The organism is Butyricimonas hominis, from assembly GCF_014287455.1.
GTDB classification, from domain to species: domain Bacteria; phylum Bacteroidota; class Bacteroidia; order Bacteroidales; family Marinifilaceae; genus Butyricimonas; species Butyricimonas muris.
Map to the genome: position 1 here is coordinate 712,196 of NZ_JACOOH010000002.1, position 21,974 is coordinate 734,169.

The 21,974-nt window shown below is 40.9% G+C and carries 18 protein-coding genes, 1 tRNA gene and 2 pseudogenes; 10 read left to right on the forward strand and 11 right to left on the reverse strand.

Going from position 1 to position 21,974, the window contains the following annotated elements; all coding sequences use genetic code 11:
- Nucleotides 1–3 precede the first annotated feature (3 nt).
- Together H8S64_RS06680 and lpxA are read left to right on the forward strand one after the other, a co-directional pair.
- Complete coding sequence (locus tag H8S64_RS06680; protein WP_186975440.1) at nucleotides 4–1,386, forward strand: TolC family protein; 1,383 nt, start codon at nucleotides 4–6, stop codon at nucleotides 1,384–1,386.
- A gap of 19 nt (nucleotides 1,387–1,405) precedes the next feature.
- The gene (lpxA, locus tag H8S64_RS06685) at nucleotides 1,406–2,185 is read left to right on the forward strand and encodes an acyl-ACP--UDP-N-acetylglucosamine O-acyltransferase (protein WP_186975441.1); all 780 of its coding nucleotides are present in this window, start codon (nucleotides 1,406–1,408) and stop codon (nucleotides 2,183–2,185) included.
- A 105-nt stretch (nucleotides 2,186–2,290) separates the two neighbouring features.
- Here the strand turns inward: lpxA and H8S64_RS06690 are convergent.
- Nucleotides 2,291–2,363 (reverse strand) — tRNA-Met (locus H8S64_RS06690).
- A gap of 202 nt (nucleotides 2,364–2,565) precedes the next feature.
- Here H8S64_RS06690 and H8S64_RS06695 point away from each other — a divergent pair.
- Nucleotides 2,566–3,966: a DUF5723 family protein gene (locus H8S64_RS06695; RefSeq protein WP_186975442.1), complete on the forward strand. Its 1,401-nt coding sequence runs from the start codon at nucleotides 2,566–2,568 to the stop codon at nucleotides 3,964–3,966.
- A gap of 74 nt (nucleotides 3,967–4,040) precedes the next feature.
- Here H8S64_RS06695 and H8S64_RS06700 read toward each other — a convergent pair whose 3' ends face one another.
- From H8S64_RS06700 to H8S64_RS06710, 3 genes are all read right to left on the reverse strand, one after another.
- On the reverse strand, nucleotides 4,041–7,265 hold the full coding sequence (locus H8S64_RS06700) for a UvrD-helicase domain-containing protein (RefSeq protein ID WP_186975443.1): 3,225 nt from the start codon (nucleotides 7,263–7,265) through the stop codon (nucleotides 4,041–4,043).
- Between the two features lie 159 nt (nucleotides 7,266–7,424).
- Nucleotides 7,425–8,582 (reverse strand): iron-containing alcohol dehydrogenase, encoded by a 1,158-nt coding sequence (locus tag H8S64_RS06705; RefSeq protein ID WP_186975444.1) that lies wholly within the window; start codon nucleotides 8,580–8,582, stop codon nucleotides 7,425–7,427.
- A 13-nt stretch (nucleotides 8,583–8,595) separates the two neighbouring features.
- Nucleotides 8,596–9,579, reverse strand: coding sequence for a DUF6340 family protein (locus H8S64_RS06710; protein WP_186975445.1), 984 nt, complete (start codon nucleotides 9,577–9,579; stop codon nucleotides 8,596–8,598).
- A 281-nt stretch (nucleotides 9,580–9,860) separates the two neighbouring features.
- Between H8S64_RS06710 and H8S64_RS06715 the strand changes: the two are divergent.
- Nucleotides 9,861–10,151 (forward strand): annotated as a pseudogene (locus H8S64_RS06715) (Rpn family recombination-promoting nuclease/putative transposase); the annotation flags it as partial.
- 533 nt (nucleotides 10,152–10,684) lie between these two features.
- On the opposite strand, the gene H8S64_RS06720 reads toward H8S64_RS06715, so the two are convergent.
- The 4 genes from H8S64_RS06720 to H8S64_RS06735 form a co-directional block, all read right to left on the reverse strand.
- The gene (locus tag H8S64_RS06720; RefSeq protein WP_186975446.1) at nucleotides 10,685–12,106 is read right to left on the reverse strand and encodes a hypothetical protein; all 1,422 of its coding nucleotides are present in this window, start codon (nucleotides 12,104–12,106) and stop codon (nucleotides 10,685–10,687) included.
- Nucleotides 12,107–12,399: 293 nt separating this feature from the next.
- Complete coding sequence (locus H8S64_RS06725; protein WP_186975512.1) at nucleotides 12,400–13,125, reverse strand: hypothetical protein; 726 nt, start codon at nucleotides 13,123–13,125, stop codon at nucleotides 12,400–12,402.
- Between the two features lie 73 nt (nucleotides 13,126–13,198).
- Nucleotides 13,199–14,179 carry a hypothetical protein gene (locus tag H8S64_RS22390; protein WP_222621149.1) on the reverse strand — a complete coding sequence of 327 codons (981 nt, stop codon included), beginning with the start codon at nucleotides 14,177–14,179 and terminating at the stop codon, nucleotides 13,199–13,201.
- A 78-nt stretch (nucleotides 14,180–14,257) separates the two neighbouring features.
- Nucleotides 14,258–14,977: a zinc ribbon domain-containing protein gene (locus H8S64_RS06735; RefSeq protein WP_186975447.1), complete on the reverse strand. Its 720-nt coding sequence runs from the start codon at nucleotides 14,975–14,977 to the stop codon at nucleotides 14,258–14,260.
- Nucleotides 14,978–15,388: 411 nt separating this feature from the next.
- Here H8S64_RS06735 and H8S64_RS22495 point away from each other — a divergent pair, with 411 nt between their 5' ends.
- From H8S64_RS22495 to H8S64_RS06750, 4 genes are all read left to right on the forward strand, one after another.
- Nucleotides 15,389–15,523, forward strand: coding sequence for a hypothetical protein (locus H8S64_RS22495; protein WP_255302031.1), 135 nt, complete (start codon nucleotides 15,389–15,391; stop codon nucleotides 15,521–15,523).
- Nucleotides 15,524–16,169: 646 nt separating this feature from the next.
- Entirely contained in the window at nucleotides 16,170–16,742 is a 573-nt protein-coding gene (locus H8S64_RS06740; RefSeq protein WP_222621150.1) for a DUF6266 family protein, read from the forward strand.
- Complete coding sequence (locus H8S64_RS06745) at nucleotides 16,739–17,170, forward strand: hypothetical protein (RefSeq protein ID WP_186975448.1); 432 nt, start codon at nucleotides 16,739–16,741, stop codon at nucleotides 17,168–17,170. Before H8S64_RS06740 ends, H8S64_RS06745 begins: the two co-directional genes overlap by 4 nt.
- A 29-nt stretch (nucleotides 17,171–17,199) precedes the next feature.
- On the forward strand, nucleotides 17,200–17,847 hold the full coding sequence (locus H8S64_RS06750; protein ID WP_186975449.1) for a hypothetical protein: 648 nt from the start codon (nucleotides 17,200–17,202) through the stop codon (nucleotides 17,845–17,847).
- Nucleotides 17,848–18,112: 265 nt separating this feature from the next.
- Here the strand turns inward: H8S64_RS06750 and H8S64_RS06755 are convergent, their stop codons facing one another.
- The 3 genes from H8S64_RS06755 to H8S64_RS06765 form a co-directional block, all read right to left on the reverse strand.
- On the reverse strand, nucleotides 18,113–18,646 hold the full coding sequence (locus tag H8S64_RS06755; RefSeq protein WP_186975510.1) for a HEAT-like fold family protein: 534 nt from the start codon (nucleotides 18,644–18,646) through the stop codon (nucleotides 18,113–18,115).
- Between the two features lie 11 nt (nucleotides 18,647–18,657).
- Nucleotides 18,658–18,972 (reverse strand): TIGR04076 family protein, encoded by a 315-nt coding sequence (locus H8S64_RS06760; protein ID WP_099292564.1) that lies wholly within the window; start codon nucleotides 18,970–18,972, stop codon nucleotides 18,658–18,660.
- Nucleotides 18,973–19,188: 216 nt separating this feature from the next.
- Nucleotides 19,189–19,917 carry a hypothetical protein gene (locus H8S64_RS06765; RefSeq protein WP_186975450.1) on the reverse strand — a complete coding sequence of 243 codons (729 nt, stop codon included), beginning with the start codon at nucleotides 19,915–19,917 and terminating at the stop codon, nucleotides 19,189–19,191.
- Nucleotides 19,918–20,363: 446 nt separating this feature from the next.
- Between H8S64_RS06765 and H8S64_RS06770 the strand changes: the two are divergent.
- Both H8S64_RS06770 and H8S64_RS06775 read left to right on the forward strand, forming a co-directional pair.
- A pseudogene (locus tag H8S64_RS06770) lies at nucleotides 20,364–20,477 on the forward strand (transcriptional regulator); the annotation flags it as partial.
- 114 nt (nucleotides 20,478–20,591) lie between these two features.
- Nucleotides 20,592–21,965, forward strand: coding sequence for an ATP-binding protein (locus H8S64_RS06775; RefSeq protein ID WP_186975451.1), 1,374 nt, complete (start codon nucleotides 20,592–20,594; stop codon nucleotides 21,963–21,965).
- Nucleotides 21,966–21,974: the final 9 nt, after the last annotated feature.

The following is a 21,974-nucleotide window of genomic DNA, read 5'->3' on the forward strand; positions in this document are numbered from 1 at the left end:
ATAATGAAAAGAGTTACAATATACGCCCTCAGTCTAGGGGCCTTGCTAAGTAGCTGTAACATCTACAAGCAATACAATCGCCCTGAAGTAGATGTTCAAGGCTTGTATCGTGATCCCGTTTCCGTGACGGACACCTTGGCTTCCGACACGACAAACATGGGTAATCTACCGTGGGAAGAAGTGTTCACGGATCCTCAATTACAACAATTGATCCGGTTAGGTCTGGAACAAAACAGCGATCTCCAGACAGCCGTGCTGAAAGTGAAAGAAGCAGAGGCAGGCTTAATGTCCTCCCGTCTGGCATACTTACCTTCCTTGGGATTATCTCCCCAAGGAACGGTGAGCAGTTTTGATAAAGCGAAAGCCTCACAAACCTATACCCTACCGGTAGTTTCCAGTTGGGAAATAGACCTGTTCGGAAGATTATTAAATGCCAAACGAGGTGCTAAAGTCATGTTACTACAAAGTGAAGCGTATAAACAAGCGGTTCAGACACAAGTTATTTCCGCTATCGCTAATGCTTATTACACGTTGTTGATGCTAGACAAACAACTGGCTATCACAGAAGAAACCGCGTTACTCTGGCAAAAAAGCGTGGAAACCATGAAAGCCATGAAAGAAGCCGGCATGGTAAACGAAGCCGCGATAGCACAAAGCGAAGCAAACAGTTACATGATTGCCGCCTCTATCCCCGATTTAAAGCAAAGCATCCGGGAAACGGAAAACTCGTTGTCCCTCCTGTTGAAACAAGCCCCTCAAAGAATAGAAAGAGGCAAGTTGGAAGACCAGAATCTGCCTACCTTGCTGAATGCGGGCGTTCCGGTTCAATTATTATCAAACCGCCCGGACGTGAAAGCGGCGGAAATGGCTCTCGCTTCCACTTTCTATAACACGAATCAAGCTCGGGCGTCTTTCTACCCGCAATTAACGATCAACGGAACTCTGGGGTGGACAAACAATTCCGGAATGGGCATCGTTAATCCCGGTAAGATGATCGCCACGGCAATAGGTTCCCTCGCGCAACCGATTTTTAATAAAGGAGCCCTCACCGCACGGTTGAGGATTGCCAAAGCACAGCAGGAAGAGGCCATGATCAATTTCGAACAAAGTCTGTTGAACGCCGGAAGCGAAGTTAGTAACGCCCTCACTCAATACCAGACGGCACAGGACAAAATCATCCAACGGGAAAAACAAATATTTTCTTTGGAAAAATCTGTCGATTACACGCAAGAATTACTAACTTTAGGGACGTCCACTTACTTGGAAGTATTAACAGCTCAACAATCCCTGCTAAGCGCTCAACTATCGGGAATATCCGATGAATTCCAGCGCATGCAGGCTGTCGTGAATTTGTACCACGCGTTAGGTGGCGGACGAACAGAATAAACCTCAAAAACATACAGATATGATTAGTCCATTAGCTTATGTTGATCCAAACGCGAAAATAGGAAAGAACGTGACCGTTCATCCTTTCGCCTACATTGATAATAATGTAGAGATCGGTGACAATTGCACGATTATGCCTTATGCCAGCGTGCTAAGCGGCACCCGCATGGGTGAAAACAACACGATTTATCATGGAGCCATTATCGGTGCCACTCCACAGGATTTCAAATTCAAGGGTGATGACACGATCCTGCGAATCGGTAACAACAATACCATCCGTGAAAAAGTTATCATCAACCGGGGAACGAACACCACGGATTGCACCATCATTGGAGATGGCAATTTCCTTCTGGAAGGTGTCCATCTGGCACATGACACTCATCTGGGAAATACCTGTGTTATCGGCAACGGGGCAAAAACCGCCGGGAACTGTGTCATTGAAGATTGTGTCATTCTCGGTAGCGGCGTGATCGTGAAACACGGATGCCGTGTCGGGACATGGGCTTTCATCAAAGACGGTTGTCGGGCAAATAAAGATGTGCCCCCTTATATCGTGGCAGCACATAACCCGATCAGCTATTACGGGATAAACGCAACCATCCTGCGTAAAGAGGACGCGTTGAACGAAAACACCATCGACGATATCGCGAAAGCGTATCGCCAGATATACCAATGTAGTACCAGCCTTGAAAACGCATTGATAAGAATCAAGGAAACCATATCCATTGGTCCGGAAATTCGGAAAATCATTGATTTTCTGGAAAGTTCCACGAAGGGAATCATTGGAGTCACGATGTAACTACATAGAAGCAATATACAGTTCCGAGAATCTCCTCCTCTACAGGGGGAGATTTTTTATTGAATACAATAAAAAAGAGATTGAAAATTCAATCTCTTTTCCTTGTAGCGGGAGCCTGACTCGAACAGACGACCTTTGGGTTATGAGCCCAACGAGCTACCAACTGCTCCATCCCGCAATGTTCATCAAAACATTTCCTGTTTTGCGAGTGCAAAGATAGTGTTTCTTATATTCACTTCCAAATAATGAAACAACAAATATCCCCCTTTTCCTCTAAAACGTCACAAAAAAGTAATAAAATTCCTTTGCTATTCTAAAATAAAATCTCAATTTTGCATAAGGAAATTATCAATATTGCATATTTAAAAGGACACTTATTTATGAAAAAAAGTTTCAAATTGCTGAAAGTAGCTTGTGTGGTGGGCTTGCTGACAGTTTTAGGGGTCACGAACGGGTACGCTCAAGGGCTTCGTACTTCCTATTTTATGGACAACGTTCCGGCGAGATTAAAAATGAATCCAGCTTTACAACCCGCCAGAGGATATTTCAATATTCCGACCATTGGAGCGTTAGGGTTATCCATTTCTTCCAACAAACTATCTATCGATGACTTCGTGGATATCATCGAAAACAAAAACGGCTTCCTTGAAAGTGACAAATTCATGAATCGTTTGGATAGCAAAAATACAATGAACATTGATTTCACGACCGATATCCTTTCTTTCGGTTTTTATAGTGGTAAAGGATTTTGGACTGTCAATCTGGGAGCGAGAGCGATTGTCAGTGCTTCTATCCCGAAAACGATGTTTGAATTTGCCCGTTACGCGGAAATAGATTTAGGACAAGAATACGATATCAGAAACATGGAACTCCATGCTGATGTATTCTCTGAAATCGGCTTGGGATATTCCCGTCCGGTGACAGACAAACTGAATATCGGGGGACGCTTCAAAGTATTAATAGGTGTAGGTAACCTTGATGCCAAAATAGACAAAATCTACGTGAATGCAGGTTCCGACATGCAAAAATGGGAAGTTACCACGAAAGGAAAATTGGAAGCATCCATGAAAGGCTTGAAACTTGAGTACGATTCAGAACACGAGTATATCAATGATATTGATATCGATTCACCGGGAATTTCCGGTTTCGGATTCGGCATTGACTTGGGTGCAAGCTACAAAATATTAAACAACCTGACCGTTTCAGCCGCTATTTTGGATTTAGGTTTTATCAATTGGTCTAAATCACACACCACGATAGCCACGACCGAAGGTTCACATACTTATGGAGAAATCATAGGTTCCATTAACCCGGACGATTATGATCCGAACGACTGGGAAAATATCAATCCCGATGATTACGAAAACTACATTAGTAACACGGACATCTTCGACCTTGATTTGATCCAATTCCAAGAAGGTGAAGCCAAAAGCCGTAAAACGACACTTCGTTCTACCTTAAACATCGGTGCAGAGATCACGTTACTGAACAACAAACTCGGTTTCGGTGTCCTCTCCTCCACTCAATTCACCCTCCCGAGTTCTTATTCTGAATTAACAGTTTCGGCGAACTATCGTCCGAGAAACTGGTTCGGAGCCACGTTGAGTTATTCATTCCTGCATAGTGAATTCAAAACCGTGGGTATCGGTCTGAAATTAGGTCCCATCTTCATCGGTTCCGACTATTTAATGACGAAAGCCCCGGGCGATGCAAACCGTGCAAACGCTTACGTCGGATGCAGCATCCCTCTCGGTAAAAAAAGACTTGATTATAGAAGATAAAAGAAAAAAGGCTAAAAAACACGAGTGGTCGGAAAAAATTCCGACCACTTTTTTAATGAAAGTTTTAAAGAAATTCAATCAAAAAGCTGCAACTGAACAGGTGTACTCTCGGTATACACGGGTACGATTTTGTCCAACGTGACATACCAGATATATCCCGACACGTCGGTATATCCCATTTGGCGTAATGTCTTACAGTAAAAACCAACTTGACGAAGATAGGATTTCTCCTCTTTCCGCCCGAACTTGTAATCCACGACAACGGCTTTCCTGCCGTCTGTCATTACCCGGTCTGGACGAGCTTTTCCAGTCCCTTTAAAAAGAATATCCCGTTCGTTGATAATCTTGTACTTACCGTCAAACCATTCCGAAGGGACGTTGTTTTTCAAGAAACCGACCACCTGCTCCCGGTACACCGCCCGTTCATCGTTATTTATCAATCCTGCACGGTACATATCACCGACAGCCCGATCAATATCATTCACGGTTTCGATACGCCGGAAAATCTCGTGCAACATCTTCCCCTCGTCTACTGCTGAAGTTTCTATATTTTCCGGATCGGTATAGTCCTCGTACTTGTAGCGCACGCTTACCCGACCATTCAAATTATATATCGGGTATTCCGACAAACTCAATGTATTATCGTCATTCACTTTCCCCGAAACAGGAATCACTTCTTGCCGTCCGATGCGCAAACACAAATTCTCACCGTCCCATTCCGGCAGGGCAAGTTGTTCCAACACTTGATAAAGAAATGCCCCGATATCCGAAGGTTTACCCTCTTTACTGATCTTTGGCGCGTAAGGCAACACGTACAATTCCCTCTCCGCCCGTGTCAGAGCCACGTAAAGCAAATTCAAGTTATCGACGTATGCTTTCATGTGCTCTTCCATGTAATCCTCCCTAAAATGACTGTCCGCCAACTTGGGAGAGTAATTTAACGGGGCATATTCCAAATCCCGGAATCCCTCCTCCCGGTTGCGACACCATATCCGTCGCCCGTGGCGGGTATCATCGAGATCCCACGCGCAGAAGGGAATAATAACCGACTTAAATTCCAACCCCTTGGATTTATGTATCGTGAGTATTCGCACGGCATCCGTTTCCTCGGAAGTGGATAACACCTTTTTATCTTTCTCTTTCTCCCACCATTCAAGGAACACCGGCAAACTATTCGTGTTATTCCGTTCATATTCAAACAGGATATCTTGAAAAGCGATCAGATAAGGCAGCTCTTCCGTACGGTTCTTCAACCCGAAAGCCTCGATAATCTCTTCCGTGATCTCGAACAGGGAACCCGAAACCAATCGTTCCGGTTCACGCAGAAACGGTATATCAAGTGTGTCGAGAAAACTCTCCGCCTGTCCGCCCGCCTTGAAAAGTTCGTCGTCTTCCGCCGTGTTCTCCCCTTTCACGAATGTACGGTAATTGTAAAGCAACACGGTACGGTTTACAGCATCATACGGCTCCACCATATAACGCAGCACGTTGATAATCAACTCCACGTAAGGCGACGATGACACGTACAACGAATCGTTGGAAATAAAAGTCACGGGAAAAGGTATTCCCTCCCGTTTATTATATTCTATCAGGTAATCGGCGGCAAAAGCCCCCTCCTTGCCGTTACGGACCAAGATAACACAATCTTTCAGGTGACCGCCGCGACGCACGGTATCATTGACAATAGCCACGACCTCTTCCATAATAGCGGTATCACTTCCCTCCTCCTGCTTCTCTTCGCCGAAACGAATTTCCACGTACCCGTTACCGGGACGGCTAACCAACTGTTCCGGTTTATTATATGCCTCCGCGATCGAGCGGGAATAAACATTATCCTCCCCGCATTCCGCGTCATACAATTCCTTCAATTGTCCCGCTGCCTGCACGAAAAAACGATTGTTAAACTCCACGATCTCCCGGCTACTTCGCCAATTATGCCCCAACACGATATTATCAGTCCCGAAAGCAGTAAAATCACGTTCCACGCCCTCCGCCAACAAGCGCCAATCCCCGTTGCGCCAACGGTAGATACTCTGTTTCACGTCGCCCACAAGCATCGCCCGTCCGCCCTCGGCAAGCGTGTTCACGATCAGTGGACGGAAATTCGCCCACTGCATAGTGGAAGTATCTTGAAACTCGTCAATCATCACGTGCTTGTAGAAGTTTCCCGTCTTCTCGAACAGGAAAGAAGTATCGTTACCCGCGATCAGAGTATTGAGCAAACGGGTTGTGTCGCTCAACAACATAAGTCCTTTCTCGTCACAATAATCCCGGACTTCCCCGTACAAATCATTCAATATTCCCAATTGATAAAGGTTACCCGACAACAAACGAGCCGACACGTAATCCCGGAGATGCTCGTCATAAAACTCCACGCTCTCCCGCAACCACGTGTTCAACGTCGTGTAAGCATCCTCCACGCGGGCACGACCGGCAGCATCCATGCTTTTGGTCACCCATTCGTCAAGATTATCAACTGCTTTACGGATAGTAGCCGTGATGCCATCCAGATTTTTATCCTTCAATTTATAAAAGTGAGTGACCGCCGAACGTTTGCCTCCCTTGAAATCCTCGACGTGCAGTCCCTGCTCTTCCATAAACACGCACCCTATTCGCCCGTATTCTTGCAAACGTTTCTCGAACCCGGTAATAATACCTTGCAGGAAACGCTTGTATATTTTCAAGAAATCCCGGTCACTAAAACGCTCTTGTACATCCTTATCGAAAAGCATATAACTCTCGCCGAAAAGTTCTTTTCCCAACTCGGCAATTTTTGACTTCACGCTCCACGAACGGGCATCCTCCACGCTATCATTCATCAACTCGGTAATCCACGCCCCCAACTCCCTGTCCTTGTTCATACGCTGCATCACTTGATCGACAGCACGCTGCAAAACGTAATCACTGTCCAACTCCACGTTATAACCGGGGAATATACCGAGTTCCCGGGTAAAAGCCTTGATCACACGCTGGAAAAAACGATCGATCGTCGTTACCGCGAGTCGCCCGTAATCATGCAGGATCAGCGTGCGCAACACTTCCGCGCGGGCTTTCACCTGTTCATCCGACAACCGCAACGATCGCTTCAAATCCTCCCGGTAATCGCTCTTCTGCCCTTCCGCCAACTTATTCAACTCTCTCACGATACGGGATTTCATCTCTTCCGTCGCCTTGTTCGTGAACGTAACCGCCAGAACGTTTTTGTACTCCAACGGGGAGTTAAAAACGATCTTGAAGTATTCCATCGTCAAAGCAAAAGTCTTTCCCGCACCCGCGGAAGCCCGATAAACTTGCAACATACAATTGAAAATTGAAAATTGAAAATTGAAAATGAAAGGTATTCCTATATTTTCAACTTCAATTTATGATACAAAATTGAAAATGGAAAACTGTAAAATAATAGTCCTCACGTCCGGGAATATATCATTTTCAATTTTCCATTTTCAACTTTCAATTAACTAGAGTCTTGACGTCAATATCGCCCTCACGTTATCCACGTTCACGTCGTCAATGCCGCCCAAGGCAAACATACCCCGGTCACGGAAACGTTTCTCGATACGGTCGATAGTGTCTATTCCCACGCCGTAATCGGATAAACGGGTTTTCACTCCCAATTCATTGAAAAATTGTTCCGTGCGAGCGATAGCTTGATCACAGGCATCGGGTTGAGTTGGGTCAATATTCCACACCCGTGAGGCATATTGCAACAGTTTTTCCCGACGTTTCATCTTCGTGGCGCTCATTACTCCCGGCAAAACGATTGCCAGAGTAATCCCGTGATCCAACCCGTTGAACGCAGTCAGTTCATGACCTATATGGTGAGTAGACCAATCTTCGGTTACACCGCAAGCGATCAACCCGTTTAGCCCCATAGTGGCAGCCCACATGAAATTTGCCCGATCGTCATAATTCGGCGTTTCATCCTGAATCAAACGAGGTCCGATCTCGATCAAGGTCTTCAGAATAGATTCGGAGAAACGGTCTTGTATCTCGGCATGTTCCGTGAAAGTATAGTACTGTTCCATCACGTGCACGAAAGTATCCACGATACCATTAGCCACTTGACGCGTCGGCAGTGAATACGTCACCGTCGGATCAAGCACGGAGAACTTCGGGAACACGTGTTGTGAACGAAACGCCAGCTTTTCTTTCGTGGATTCGCGGGTAATCACGCCCCCGCAATTCATTTCCGACCCCGTGGCGGGTAACGTCAACACTGTCCCGATAGGAAGTGCCGCGTTGATCTTTGCTCCCTTGGCAACAATATCCCACGGTTCGTTGCCCTCGAAGCATATCGCGGCAGCAATGAATTTCGTCCCGTCGATCACGGAACCACCACCCACCGGAAGCAGAAAGCCCACGTTCTCCCGTTTTGCCAACTCCACGGCACGCATCAGCGTCTCGTAATGCGGGTTCGGTTCTATCCCGGGGAATTCCACGATATCAAATCCTTGCAGGGCATCCATAACCTGAGCGTATACCCCGTTTTTCTTGATACTCCCACCGCCGTAGGTCATCATGATCTTCATTCCACGGGGAATCCATTTCCCGATTTCAGCAATCTTTCCTTTCCCGAAAAGTATTTTTACCGGATTGTAATAATTGAAATTTTCCATGCTTTAAATTCGTTTATATCTGTTCCATTATTTTAGTTTCATCTTTTATCCGCTTGTCGAGAGTTGCGATATAATCCATGATATACACGGACAATTTATTATCAACGTTAGCTTTCTGCAACGTCTTTGCTGCAGCTTCCAACAAGGCCTTTGCCCCGGAAAAATTCCCGTCTTTCTCGTAAAGCCAAGCAAGATTGACCGCGGCTTGTGCCGCCACGTTCGGTTTCAACGCCAACGCCGCCTCCCATATCCGGCGTGCCTCCGGTATGTTCTCTTCTTGGAATAACTGATACCCCAAACTTAACAAACGATTGCCCGTGTATATCCGGCGTTTCTCCGGTGTCCACATCGGAGTCAGTCGCTCGGCATAACTCCATCCCTTGTCATAGAAGAAGTTACAAATCGTGGCGTAATCATCCTCACCCTCGTACACGCTATGCTTCACTTCCATTTTCTTGCTATTCATCGAATCCACCACTTGTCCGTTAGCATCATACAAACGAACGAGTATATTATCATCCAATAGCAAACGACCTGAAAAATCAAGATTAAATTTACAATATTCCACGGCAAGCACGTGCGTCAACCGGGAATTTTTCCCCAACGCCCGAATTTCTTCCGGAGTTACAGGCTCCGGTTCGAAACCATCAGGCACGTATAACGGCGTCAACCCTAACCCTCTTACCAGCAACACGGGACGCAACCCGTTACGCAAGCCGTCACGAAGCCCGTCATAGAAGCAATTCACCAGATTATCCCGCCTCAACCGCAAGGAAGTATATAATTGCTGTGCCGAGAGAGAATCCGACACGTGAACGATCTTCCGGTCTATAAACATTACCTGTGCATCACCACTCCCCAGATTAATTCCCCCCGGTTTCAACACATCAATATCCAATACTTTGTAGCTGCCACACGACACGAGACAACCCAATAACAGACACGCCCCTATTGTTCGCCAAGCGGTCTTTACACTATATCTTACACTATTTCCCATGAGGTTATTCCTTTAATTCAATATTCAAACTTACAAAAACCAGACCATAATTCGTCATTGACATCCGAAGATGGTGGTATTACGATGTTTTAAAATTAGACATATTCCGGAAAATAACCAAGACTAGCGTAACAAAGTTTTATTTTTCACGGTATTTAACGAAAACACGGGTAAGCGTATAAACAATTCTCGATTTAATTCACTATGTTTGTTGTTATTAAACAATAAATTAAATACAGACCAACCATGAGATACCTGAACCCCAAGGCAGACCTGACATTGTGGAGAACTCTGATAAGGTTATTGATGGCTTACAATTGATTTTCGTGGAATTGCCAAAATTCACACCGCACATAGGGTACGAGAAATTCTGGGATATTATCAGCGTCGAAAAAACACTCTATTACAGTGCAGAACAACGAGGATTAGCGAAAGGAATTGAAAAAGGATTAGCAGAGGGAGAAAAGAAAAAACAACGAGAAATCGCCGAGAATATGAAATCTTTTGGCATAGCACCGGATATTATTGTTCAAACGACCGGACTCTCTCTCGAAGAAATAAATCTATTATAATCCCTTCCATATTAAGGTTGGACAGATTACATACCCGAAGTCGGTATTTGCTGTTATCCTCCAAAGTCAGTCTTTTCGCGCAAATATACGTGAAAGAGCATGGAGGTTCCATGATTGATGCTATACGAAAATTCTATCATTCCAAAACCTACAAGAAACTGGAAAATGAAAGTACTAAGTTGTGACATTACAGTCCCGTGGCTTTGTACGAGGAATTCATGGAGGAAATTTCTTGAAATAATCATAACAAACTATGCTTTGAAAAGAGTATTCTCCGTGTTTCATGGCACTTACCTATTGACCAAGTATTGACTAAGTCCTGACCAAGTCCTGTCTATACAGGAGTTAGTCAGGACTTGGTCAGAACCTAGTCAGGAGTTGGTCGCCATAATATACGGAGAGAATAGTATAAATATTTTATTTTCCCCGTTATCATGAAAATATAGCTTCAATTCTTTTATGTATTAAAGTTTTTGATTATCAACGAAATTAAATTTTCAATTCCTCGGTGAGGGATGATGAATCCAATAATATTATTCACTCGGGAGCAAAGTTAAGGCCTCTTTTTTCAAAAATTCTATTTTATCTTCTAAAGAATCCATGTTATCCAATTTTTTCTCGACCAACTTAGTTTTTGCTTTCCGAAACTTTCTCATATTTTGCTGAATAATTTGAACATCTCGCAGGAATTTTTCATCTATTACACCAGCAAAATTCTTATTACGAGCATTTCTACGACACACTTCACTTGCTTGGTATATTGCATTATAGACTTTATATAATTTATTCTTGGCACGAACGAGAGAACCATCACTATTCCGAAAACCTTCGACGAGTATATTTCTATTACTGTATAATTGCTGAAGCTCTTTATCACCATTTTCTATATTTTTAACTAACTCCAACAATGCCGCACGTTGAATACTCTGAATACTTTTTGCTAATCTTATAGAATCACTTATATGCTTCTGTCTAGCTAGACTTATAGAATCTTCTCGGATTCTTGCTTGCTTTATTGAATCTTGACGAGCCTGCCTGATAGAATCTTCCCGGGCTTTTCGTTCTATGACAGCTAGCTTCTCTCTCTCCTGTTCTTGTATCTCTTGTTGTACAGAAGATAAACTACGGTATTCCCTTTTGGCAATCTTCTGTATTTTGCCATCGGTTGAAGATCGCGTGTAACGTGTTTCCCAATTACCGTGAGAATTTATTTCATATTCGTATGTAACAAACTCTTCTTTGGTTTCAGGCTCATTATTTTTTCGAGTAACTACCATTTTATAGTCTATATCCACTTCTCCGATAAGCACTCTATTCGCTATTAACTCTCCGAGTGCTCCCTCTGACGTTATAGGAAAAGACTTACCAATCATATCCGCCAAAAGAGTTGATGATTTCGATGCCCTTATATGAGTTATTTTACCCCATAACGTGGCTTGACTTGTTTTGCAAGACTCTACAATTTGCCCGCCTTTATAAAAATACTGTTTTCCTCCCCTGTAAATCCCGGTCTGGTCTTTATAAGAAGTTCGGGATATTTCTGTTTCTCTCGTAAGCTTGTCCGTTTCATCATACCTGTATTCCCGAATTGTTTCCCCGTCCTCCAGCACGGCGGAGAGGCGTCCCTTGTTATCATACTTGTAAGTTTCTATTCGCTTGTTCCCGTTGGGATGAATAGAAACGATACTTGTTACTTGTCGTTGAGCGTTATAATTGTATTGACGAATCTTTTGTTTTTTCAAGGAACTCATCGCCGAAATACTTTTCACGACGTTTAATAATAGTGTGGATTTTAACGAATAGGATTCGTCCTTGTACAAAAGATTATTAGAGTCATAGAAGTACAAAGTCAACGTCGCATCAAAGATATTGACATCCCATAAAATACGATTGCCTTCGTAAGAGTAATATGCCACATTACGATCATTCTCTATGACAATTTCTTCAAAATCCATGTGGAAATTACTGTATTTTTCTATTAGGATTTGTGTACCCTGCAAACTATTACAAACAAGCGGCGTACACGTGAGTAACGAAATATTATTCCGATATATTTTTTCGTTTTTCTGCGCGAAAATAAAATATGGTAATACCATTAATGAAATAAAAATAACAAGATAGCGTTTCATAATCTCAATGTATTATTTTGTATTTATAAATAGCCGTTACACTACGAACAAGATTGTATCGATGATAAAATAATGTTTCTCTTTTCCTTATTAATCATTAACATGATAATGCCCGAGGTTCATGTTTTTTCAATTTCATCCGTTTCTGTATTTATTGTTTCATTGTAACGGCGTGCTTTATAGAAGACATTCATGATAAAAAGTACCGTGATAAAAAAGAATGCACCACTTAAATATATCGTTTCATTATATAATTTCCAGTAATTAATTGTCATATATAATGACAATAGTAATATGAAAATTAAGATGAGATTACTTATAAAAATAAATATTCCTAAACTTTTCATACCTTTCACAAAATCATGCCTAAATTCCATCAATTGCCAACCAGCAATAAGCCCACAGACCATGCCTCCAATCCCCAATATCATAGAAATCTCGCTTATGACAACAAGTAATCCTCCCGAGATATTTCTATTTATTAACAATATTAGTATACTTATCAACAAATAAAAACAAGGAAGTACCTGTAACATCTTGATTTTTTGTTGAAAGTTACACATATATTTGTTTAACATGAAAAATCCCCATCCCAGCATAAAAGAAAACATAGCAGATACAATAATCGCCCCACCTTCTATAAAAGGGACCAAGAATATCATTAATAATCCCCATTTCCAATAATAACTACCTTGTGGAAGTTGCAACAAATAATTATGGTGAGATGAAATTTCTGGTGAAATCAATTCTTCCTGGGGGGTTATTAACCATTCCATACAAAAGCGACATTTGGAAGCTCCTGCGTTAATTGTTTCACCACAATAAGGACATTTTTTTATTTCCATAAGTGCAATTTATTAAATATCAACGTTCTCGAATGACAAAATATGAGCTATATATTATTGATAATTTCCAAAACTAATGTAAGTTTTTACTCACAGCGATAATAATAATCACAGCGATACAAGAAATAACAAACCCAGCTACAGCCAAACCTTTAGGTTGTTTCGACATTCCCAAAGAAGAGAAGATTAGTCCTAGAATCCATAATATCCACCCCAGCACGGGTACCCAACCTATCAATAATCCAAACAGAGCCAAAACAAAACCAGCCACCCCCTTTTTATTACTTCCTCGAATATTTCGTTGTACAAATTTAGGTCGAGGATGCCCATCATCATCAAACCCAGTTTTGTTGTAACGACGTGCTTTATAGAAAATGTTCATAATAAAAAATACTGTAATAACAGAAAAAAATATACCACACCATAAGTTAATTTCGACAAAATCAGTTACATCTTCATTTAATGAAGATAACAACAACAATAGAAGTAACACGAAGATCAAAATAAGATTAATGATGAAAAGATAGATTCCTAAAGTTTTTATACCACCAACAATATCATATTTGAATTTCATTAACTGCCAACTGGCGATTAACTCACAGACCAAACTCCCTATCCCTACTACAATAGTAATCATATCTATGATTGTAGTATCATCTTGTAAAGTACTTCCAGCCGATATAAAAGTTAATACACCCATTACCCAATAAAAAAAAGGAAGTATTTTCAATATTACAATCTTTTGCTGGAAATTATCCATGTATTTGTCTAGCAGAACAAATCCCCATCCAACAAGGAAAAGTAATAATGCAGATGTAATATCCAGTCCACCTTCAATTTTGGTTACCACGAGGGAGATTAAGAATATCAGTACTAGTACCCATCCCCAATAATAACTGCCTTGAGGAAGTTGCAATAAATGATTGTAATGGGATTCGATCTCAGAAGAAACCGATATTTCCGGTGAGCCTGTCAGCCATTCCTTACAAAAACGACATTTAGAAGCTTCCGCATTGATTGTTTCACCACAGTAAGGACAATTTTTAGTTTCCATAATTGCTATTAGTTATTTAAACGTTCTCAAATAATATAATCATACAACATTTATGTTGTCTTAATTATCAACTACTCGTTATAAAAATGTAGTTCGGGAATACTCATTATTGTTGTAACAACGTGCTTTATAAAAAATATTCATAATAAAATGAATCGTACCCATAGAAAGAAATATATAACTACACAGTATAATTTTATCAAAATCGGTAATGTCTTCATTGACAAAATATTGTACTAGTAATAAAAATAGTACTAAAAAAGAAATGAAGTTACTTACAAAAAGAAAGTACCCTAAAGCTTTTATACCTCCAGTAATGTCATATTTGAATTTTATTAATTGCCAACTGACAATAAAACCACAGACAATGCTTCCAATTCCTGATACGATAACAAGTACATCTATGGCTGTGATACCATCTTGCAAAATTCTTCCATCTGTTATAAATATTAACGTACCCAACAACCAATAAAACCAAGGAAATGCTTTCAACGCTCCAATTTTTTGTTGAAAATTATATATGTACTTGTCCAACAAAGCAAATCTCCACCCAACTATAAAAAGTAACAAAGCAGAAGTAACTTCCAGTCCACCTTTAATCCTAGTTACTACTAAAGCGATCAGAAATATCAGTAATAATACCCATCCCCAATCATAATAGACCATTGGAAGTTGTAAAACGTGATCTTGCCTAGATTCAGATTCCGGTGAGCCTGTCAACCTTCCCTTACAAAAGTGACACACGGAAGTTCTAGCATCACCAATCTTACCACAGTAAGGACATTTTCTAGTTGCCATAATTGCGATTTTTACATACCAACGTTCCCTGTGGTAAATTTATAATAAAAGAGAAGCGTGGGAACTTTCAGTTTATTTGTTTTGAGGTATCGCCAAACACCTTTGCAGAAATAAACAGCTACCCCACGCTAAACCAAATATAGAGTAGATTTCTATATGGCAAGCATGAACGTTTGTACTGTTTACCCTTCTGCTTCGTAAATTGGCGATTTTCAAAACAAGGATAAAACTAAACGCTTCAAATATTTCACATTTTCGTTACCCGGGTATTATCCCGAATAATTATACAAATGTAATCAATTTTCAGAATCCATCAAACGCTCATCGGGGTAGCCGTGTAACAAAAGTAGTAATTTATTGCAAAACCGCTGTCCTAGATGAACTTTCCGGTACTGTTTATAACGTTTCTAAGTGGAAGGACATAAAGAGAGCGTGAAACTGCTGACTCTTCCTACATTGCAAGGCTCTGGTAAACCTCTCACTACGAAAGCGAAAACAGTCCACGCCCAAACGGGGGTGGAACGTGATTCGGCTTATTATTCGTAGTAATTGAAAATGTACCAGATTTTGCAATGTAAAATAATATCCTGTTCGTTCTACTATATTTTCAAATTCAAATGTCTGTTTCTTCCTTCTTGACGTTTTGGTTTGACTTATTTATTAACGACACAATATTAGGAAAAATCCGGGATATTCCCAAATCAATCACGCGTATAATTCCCCGGAAAAACTCTTTACCACGATACGGACTTCGATGCACGTAATCAAATACTTCGACCTACTAGAAGGGAAATTGGAAAATTTATTTTTAAAATAATACCAGATTTTCTTTGCAATGTGATTATTTTTATTGATCTTTGCCACGTTGAAAAATACTCCATCAACATTGATTCATATTATTGAGTCAATACAAAATGCCCTTTTGCCTTTAGCAAAATACTTGGCGATTTACTACTGAAGACGATAACTGCTTATTGCGTGATATTAAAACGGTTTTTACTTTGTGCCGTTTGCTTGTCTTCAAAATTACTTAAATGGCGTTGAGGCTGTTTATCGTGAAAACAGTTTATCCGCTCTAAAGGAAATGAGTTATCACGGTAGTATTAATAGCTAAAATTTATTTATTATAGCTAAAATATTCACAGACCTTTTGGGTGCCATTATTGGCTCCGTAGGTAAAGTATCGTATTATATGCGATACAGCGATAATATCGCGAGAAGAAAAGGTGCGGAGAGGAAAAGTTCCGATTCTCCTGCCGCCGTTGAACAACGGAAAAGGTTCGGAATGTTAGTAGAATTAACACAAAATCTGCAACCGGCAATCGTTATCGGTTTTCCGCAGCGCAAAAGGGGACTTTCAGCGGGAAATGCATTCCATCAGCTGAACAAGGACATTTGTACGGTGGAAGGCGACATCATCACGGTTGACTACGAACACCTGCTCTGCGCGAATGGACAACTCGTGGTTCCGGATGTGACAGTTAGCTATCAAGCCGCGAATAGCAAACTTGCCTTCGTGCAAACAGCCATGGAGGAAGAGGTGAATTGCAACGCAGATGACCTCGTGTATGGCGTGTTACTGGAGAAAGAAAAAGGCTTTTGCCGATTGGTGCAGCTTCGCGTTCGAGGTGAAGGAGGTTCCACTTCTGCAGCGTTACCGCAAGGGTGGAAGAAAGAAAACCTGATCGTGTACACGTTCGCGCTGAGTGCAAACAAAAAGAAAGCTTCCAAGTCACAGTTTTTAGAATTGGAGGAAGAAGCATGACGAATGTTGAAAAGGGAGTTCCGGAAACGGGACTCCCCTTCTCGTTCACGAATGCACTCCGGCAATCGGACGAGGATACGGTTATGGCTGACTACAAACGCCTGCTTCGCACGAATGGAACATTAGCTGTTCCGAATGTGACGCTTAGCTACAACAGCATGACAAACAAGCTTGTTTTCACGCAAACAGGAATGGAAGACGAGGAAAATGCTTACGCGGATGACTTGGTGTACGGCGTGTTGTTGGAAAAAGAATCAGGTGATTGGCAATTAATACAGCTTCGTAACCGGAAGGAATACGGTTCCGTGTTCATGACACTGCAATATGGGGTGAAGCGAGAAGACTTAGTCGTGTACACGTTCGCAACGAAGGCGGATAAAACGGAAGTTTCTCAAGCACAGTACTTGGAACCGGAGGAGGAAATATGAAGACAACTAACAAAATCAAGTATCTTATTATGAAAATATTCGATTTTTTTAACGGCAAAATCCGTGGCAGAAGAGGCAACATGATTTATTACACGTGGAATGGCGAAACGCACGTCAAACGATATGCCATTCCCGGGAAAAAAAGGAAATGGGAAGTGGAAGGGCACACGCCCAAGCAACAGGAGATAATCACCCGTTTCAAGGCAGTACAACTGTTTTACAAGGAATACATGAAACAGGTATCCCCTACCGTGTGGCGTACTGCCGCCAAGGCACAAGGGAAAATAGCCCCCAATTTGTTCAACTCGACCAATTTCCGTTGTTTTGACGGAACAGGCGAAATCACGGACTTCGAGGGATTCGTGTTCACCGTGGGGAAACTGGCATTGCCCCGTGATTTACAAATAAAGCGGGAAGGCAATCGTTTCCTCGTGACATGGGAAGAAGAAAGAGAGTGGAAAACCGCGGCGGCAACGGACAAAATGCAAGTTGGCGTCTTGTACGACAACTTGACACGCTCACCCCGATTAGCCCCGGAAGTGAATGGCTGCCGGGGAGATTTGCAAGGGGAATTCACTCTTGACGAGTCTATCGGCTGCACGGCACACGTGTATATCTTTTTTGCCGGGGAAAATCAACTTGATTTTTCCGATAGTTGGTACACGCACGTGGAGTAATTCGGTGATTTTACCACACTCGTTTACATTATAAATAAAGTCACTGAATGTCAGTGACTTTATTCTAGTTAGCTATATTCTTGTAAATTTATCGACTTAAATTGAGCTGACTTTATCAAATTTTACTTGCATTTGAGCCGAAAAGGTTATCAATACTGATAACAGAACTATAATTAAGCACAAAAGCAATGAATAATATGTTCGTTCTTGAAAACGTTCCCTGATGACAATCACAAGATAATTAGCTTACTAACAAATTGCTCAATCAGAAAGTTTGCAAACTTTTTCCTCTCCCCATCGCTTTCAGCACATTCTTTCGAACAGTTCGCATAGATGGTAATGTATCAACTTCCATTATCGTAAGTGCCATTTTTAATTCTTGCATCAATTCAGGAATTGAAAGACATAATTCATAAGCCAATTTCATACAAAGCGATCTTACCCCCGGCAATTCCTGACACGACATCATTTTTTCCAAACAGAAATCAAGAAAATCCACCCTTGGCGGATTCATTAGTGGCATCTGATAGAGCAAACAAAGAATTACCCTCCGTTTTCCCCCATGTTTACAAGCTAATACTTCATCTATCAATTCATCCTGTTTCCCGTACAACCACTTTCTGTTTTCCGGTGAAAAATGAGTAAAAACCCACGCCGCATGGTAACCGATAACCCCATCATCACTGATAAGCAAGTCATACAATCTCTGCTTTTGACCGTCATCACTCTCGACAAGAAAAAGTATCTCACGAATATCATCCATTCCGACACGCCGAGATAGTTTAGTTTTGAAATCCATTTGAATACCTCTCATTCGGCCTCTTCTTCCAATGCCTCAATCAAAAAACTAACAGGACGAAAACCGTCATTGCACGATATCATGGCTGATTTCTCATTTTTCATCCACCCGTTATAAAAATTACCTCCGCCATGCGCTAAAGTCATTACAAAAGAAGACATGCTCTCCCAAGCACTATCGCACATACCTTCGGGCTTCTTCCAACCATTAGCTATGAAAATTTGTCCTTCTTTCATATCACAAGCATGTTCCATAGGATTCTCATACTTTGCCATCAAATCTTGATAGCAAGCTATTCTCATAACGGTAATTTTACACTTTTTCATAACTGTAATATTTATGGTGATCGTTAATAATACGGGGTTATTTCCCGACGCAGCATTATATATATATATTGATTATCAATAGTTTACAATTTAAAAGATAGACGCTTCAAAAATTTACTTATTTTTTCGTCAAAAATCAAAGATTTAACGTTTTTAACCTTAGTTTATCTTCAAACGGAGGGGAAAAGAGAAAAATCGCCCTCTTTTCTCCCTCTGTTAGCATTTGAGTGATAAACAGTATTCACATCGTATTCGCTCTAACTCAGTTTTTAGATCATTTATTGATAAAACTGTTAGATAAACATTATCTAAATCTGTTATTTCATGTATTTGTGATAGTGAATATAATGGCTTTAAAAACTTTTTCACTTTCATTCGTTCTTTTCTTGCAGAATTAGTAGATTCTTTACACTTGGTTTCTCTCAGTAGTTGAGACGTTAAATCTTCGTCAGACCTATTGCCAAAATTGACAATAGCAATTATCTTAATATAATCTTTTGTGTCTTGAATACTTTTACTTGCCTTTATATGTCGAGATGATTCTAACCGTAATTTTCTAGCATCTTCAAGAATTGCATTGATTTGTGCAGCACCAAATTTTTTGTTGTGAATTAGAGAATTACATTTGACTTCTACTAATATTTTTACAGGAGAGTCAATTCTTATATCGAACCCATTCGTGTTTGGCTTTTGGTTATCAATAACATTAAATACCCGCTTTCTATCTTCATTTTTAAATGATAATATGTCTGATATCTTTGTCGCAATAGAACGAGTTGATATTAATGTCATGATGTTATTAATATCAGACAGTATTGATTTTAGTTCTATTAATTTATCTAGTGTAAGATTGTTCTCAATATCCTTGGTGTTAATAGACTTGATAAACTGTGTGTACTTATCTAATAAATTAATTGTTCTATTGTATGTTTTTGATGTTTCCATAATTTGTTTCTTTAGAGGACGAAAATATGAATAAAAGTTCATATATGAAATTTTGTCAGTCTTGTGAGTTGGAATTTCGGATTCTTTTGTAGCCAAAAGAGAAGGCTCAGGTATAGTTCGACTCGGGGTTAGCGAAGCCATCTCTTTCCCTCCCTCTGTTAGGTTTACTTTAATACTCGTACATATGAATATGGAGATAAAGTAAAGTTGCTTTTCATTTGAATAGCCAAACTAATCTTGAATATATGCTGTAAGGAGAAATTGTTTGCGCCCATATAACAAAATAACATATTGTTTGTTATACGGGTATATATGGTACTTACGAATAATATGATAGCTTTTGCATTTATCCAAAGCAAAATCACCTTGTTTTCCGCACTTTTCCAAATGCTTATTGATTTTAGCCACCTCTTCTAATTTTGAGATTTTCCCTTTTAATACATCATTATGCTTTACAGCTTGACGATGATATTCTGTGGCTGGCAAAAGAAGACAAGTTGGGAAAAGCTTTGCAAGATTTGAGTTTAAAAACAAGGAAAAGAGACTCGAAAAAAGGATAAAACTCATGTTTCCTACACATAAGTCGAGGGCTCTATTAGGATAAAAAACACAGCTTAAAATTTTGTGTTATGCGATAAAAACATTATGTTTGTATTGCATAATAAATAAGATACATGAAATTCGTTGATAGAATAGATGAAGCTGCACGGCTACAAGATGCTCTTGCGCGAGAGAAGTCCTCATTAGTCGTAATGTATGGTCGCAGACGATTGGGTAAGTCAACGCTTATCAAAAGGGTGTTGTCGGACACGGATGTTTATTTCCTTGCCGACCGTTCTGAAGGCCAACTCCAGAGGATATTGCTTGCAAAAGTAATTGCACAAGTGTTTCCGGATTTTGATAAGTTGACATATCCGGATTGGGAATCTATATTTCGTGCGGTCAATTATCGAACAGACAGATGTTTTACTCTATGCTTGGATGAATTTCCGTATCTTGTGGAGCAATCTCCAGAATTGCCGTCTGTATTACAGAAACTTGTTGACGAGAAGCAGTTGAAGTATAACCTTGTGCTTTGTGGTTCGTCGCAAAATATGATGTATGGGCTGTTCCTTGATTCTACTGCACCCCTCTATGGCCGTGCTGATGAGATAATGCGACTTACACCAATACGTTTACCGTATATTCAGGAGGCTTTGAACCTTGATGCGATGAGTGCCATTGAAGAGTATGCCGTATGGGGTGGTGTACCGCGTTATTGGGAACTGAGGGAAAACAGAAACTCGCTTGATGATGCCTTGTGGCACAATATCCTTTCTGTAAATGGAACTCTTTATGAAGAGCCGATAAAACTGTTTCAGGATGACGTTAAAGATATTGTCAAGACTTCAACGATAATGTCTTATATCGGTACTGGTGCAAATCGGCTTTCCGAGATTGCAGCACGATGTAATGAGCCGGCAACTAATCTGTCGCGTCCATTGAAGAAGCTTGTCGATCTCGGATTCTTGAAAAAAGATGTTCCATTCGGTATTGATGAAAAGAATGCGAAAAAGAGCCTCTACAAGATAGCCGATCCGTTTATAGCATTTTACTATCAGTTTGTTGTTCCTAATCGTTCGTTTATTGAGCTTGGCCGTCATTTACCCATAGAACAGGCTTTGACTGCTCATTTCTCTGAGTATGTGAGTATGCAATGGGAAAAACTGTGTCGGGATGCTGTCACAGGAAATCTTGTTAATGGAGTAGTTTATGGCAAGGCAAAACGCTGGTGGGGTTCTGTTCTCAATGAGGATAAAAAGCCGGAACAGGTCGAGTTCGATGTAATGGCCGAATCGCTTGATAAAAAGTATCTGTTAGTTGGCGAATGCAAATGGACAACTCAGGAGAATGGCAAACAGTTAACAGCCGAACTTCTCCGTAAAGCTAATCTGTTACCATTTGCCAAGAATTACACCATCGTTCCAATGCTGTTCCTTAAGAACGCTCCGAAAGATGATGTTGGGGATGCAATGCTTCCTGAAAATGTTGTCGAGTTGATAAGATAAGTTATCTCT

What these genes read in the sequence shown, in the direction of transcription:
- H8S64_RS06680 (WP_186975440.1), top strand. Translation starts at nt 4, where the DNA reads ATGAAAAGAGTTACAATATACGCCCTCAGTCTAGGGGCCTTGCTAAGT.
- lpxA (WP_186975441.1), top strand. Translation starts at nt 1,406, where the DNA reads ATGATTAGTCCATTAGCTTATGTTGATCCAAACGCGAAAATAGGAAAG.
- H8S64_RS06695 (WP_186975442.1), top strand. Translation starts at nt 2,566, where the DNA reads ATGAAAAAAAGTTTCAAATTGCTGAAAGTAGCTTGTGTGGTGGGCTTG.
- H8S64_RS06700 (WP_186975443.1), bottom strand. Translation starts at nt 7,265, where the DNA reads ATGTTGCAAGTTTATCGGGCTTCCGCGGGTGCGGGAAAGACTTTTGCT.
- H8S64_RS06705 (WP_186975444.1), bottom strand. Translation starts at nt 8,582, where the DNA reads ATGGAAAATTTCAATTATTACAATCCGGTAAAAATACTTTTCGGGAAA.
- H8S64_RS06710 (WP_186975445.1), bottom strand. Translation starts at nt 9,579, where the DNA reads ATGGGAAATAGTGTAAGATATAGTGTAAAGACCGCTTGGCGAACAATA.
- H8S64_RS06720 (WP_186975446.1), bottom strand. Translation starts at nt 12,106, where the DNA reads ATGGATTTTGAAGAAATTGTCATAGAGAATGATCGTAATGTGGCATAT.
- H8S64_RS06725 (WP_186975512.1), bottom strand. Translation starts at nt 13,125, where the DNA reads ATGGAAATAAAAAAATGTCCTTATTGTGGTGAAACAATTAACGCAGGA.
- H8S64_RS22390 (WP_222621149.1), bottom strand. Translation starts at nt 14,179, where the DNA reads ATGGAAACTAAAAATTGTCCTTACTGTGGTGAAACAATCAATGCGGAA.
- H8S64_RS06735 (WP_186975447.1), bottom strand. Translation starts at nt 14,977, where the DNA reads ATGGCAACTAGAAAATGTCCTTACTGTGGTAAGATTGGTGATGCTAGA.
- H8S64_RS06740 (WP_222621150.1), top strand. Translation starts at nt 16,170, where the DNA reads ATGCGATACAGCGATAATATCGCGAGAAGAAAAGGTGCGGAGAGGAAA.
- H8S64_RS06745 (WP_186975448.1), top strand. Translation starts at nt 16,739, where the DNA reads ATGACGAATGTTGAAAAGGGAGTTCCGGAAACGGGACTCCCCTTCTCG.
- H8S64_RS06750 (WP_186975449.1), top strand. Translation starts at nt 17,200, where the DNA reads ATGAAAATATTCGATTTTTTTAACGGCAAAATCCGTGGCAGAAGAGGC.
- H8S64_RS06755 (WP_186975510.1), bottom strand. Translation starts at nt 18,646, where the DNA reads ATGGATTTCAAAACTAAACTATCTCGGCGTGTCGGAATGGATGATATT.
- H8S64_RS06760 (WP_099292564.1), bottom strand. Translation starts at nt 18,972, where the DNA reads ATGAAAAAGTGTAAAATTACCGTTATGAGAATAGCTTGCTATCAAGAT.
- H8S64_RS06765 (WP_186975450.1), bottom strand. Translation starts at nt 19,917, where the DNA reads ATGGAAACATCAAAAACATACAATAGAACAATTAATTTATTAGATAAG.
- H8S64_RS06775 (WP_186975451.1), top strand. Translation starts at nt 20,592, where the DNA reads ATGAAATTCGTTGATAGAATAGATGAAGCTGCACGGCTACAAGATGCT.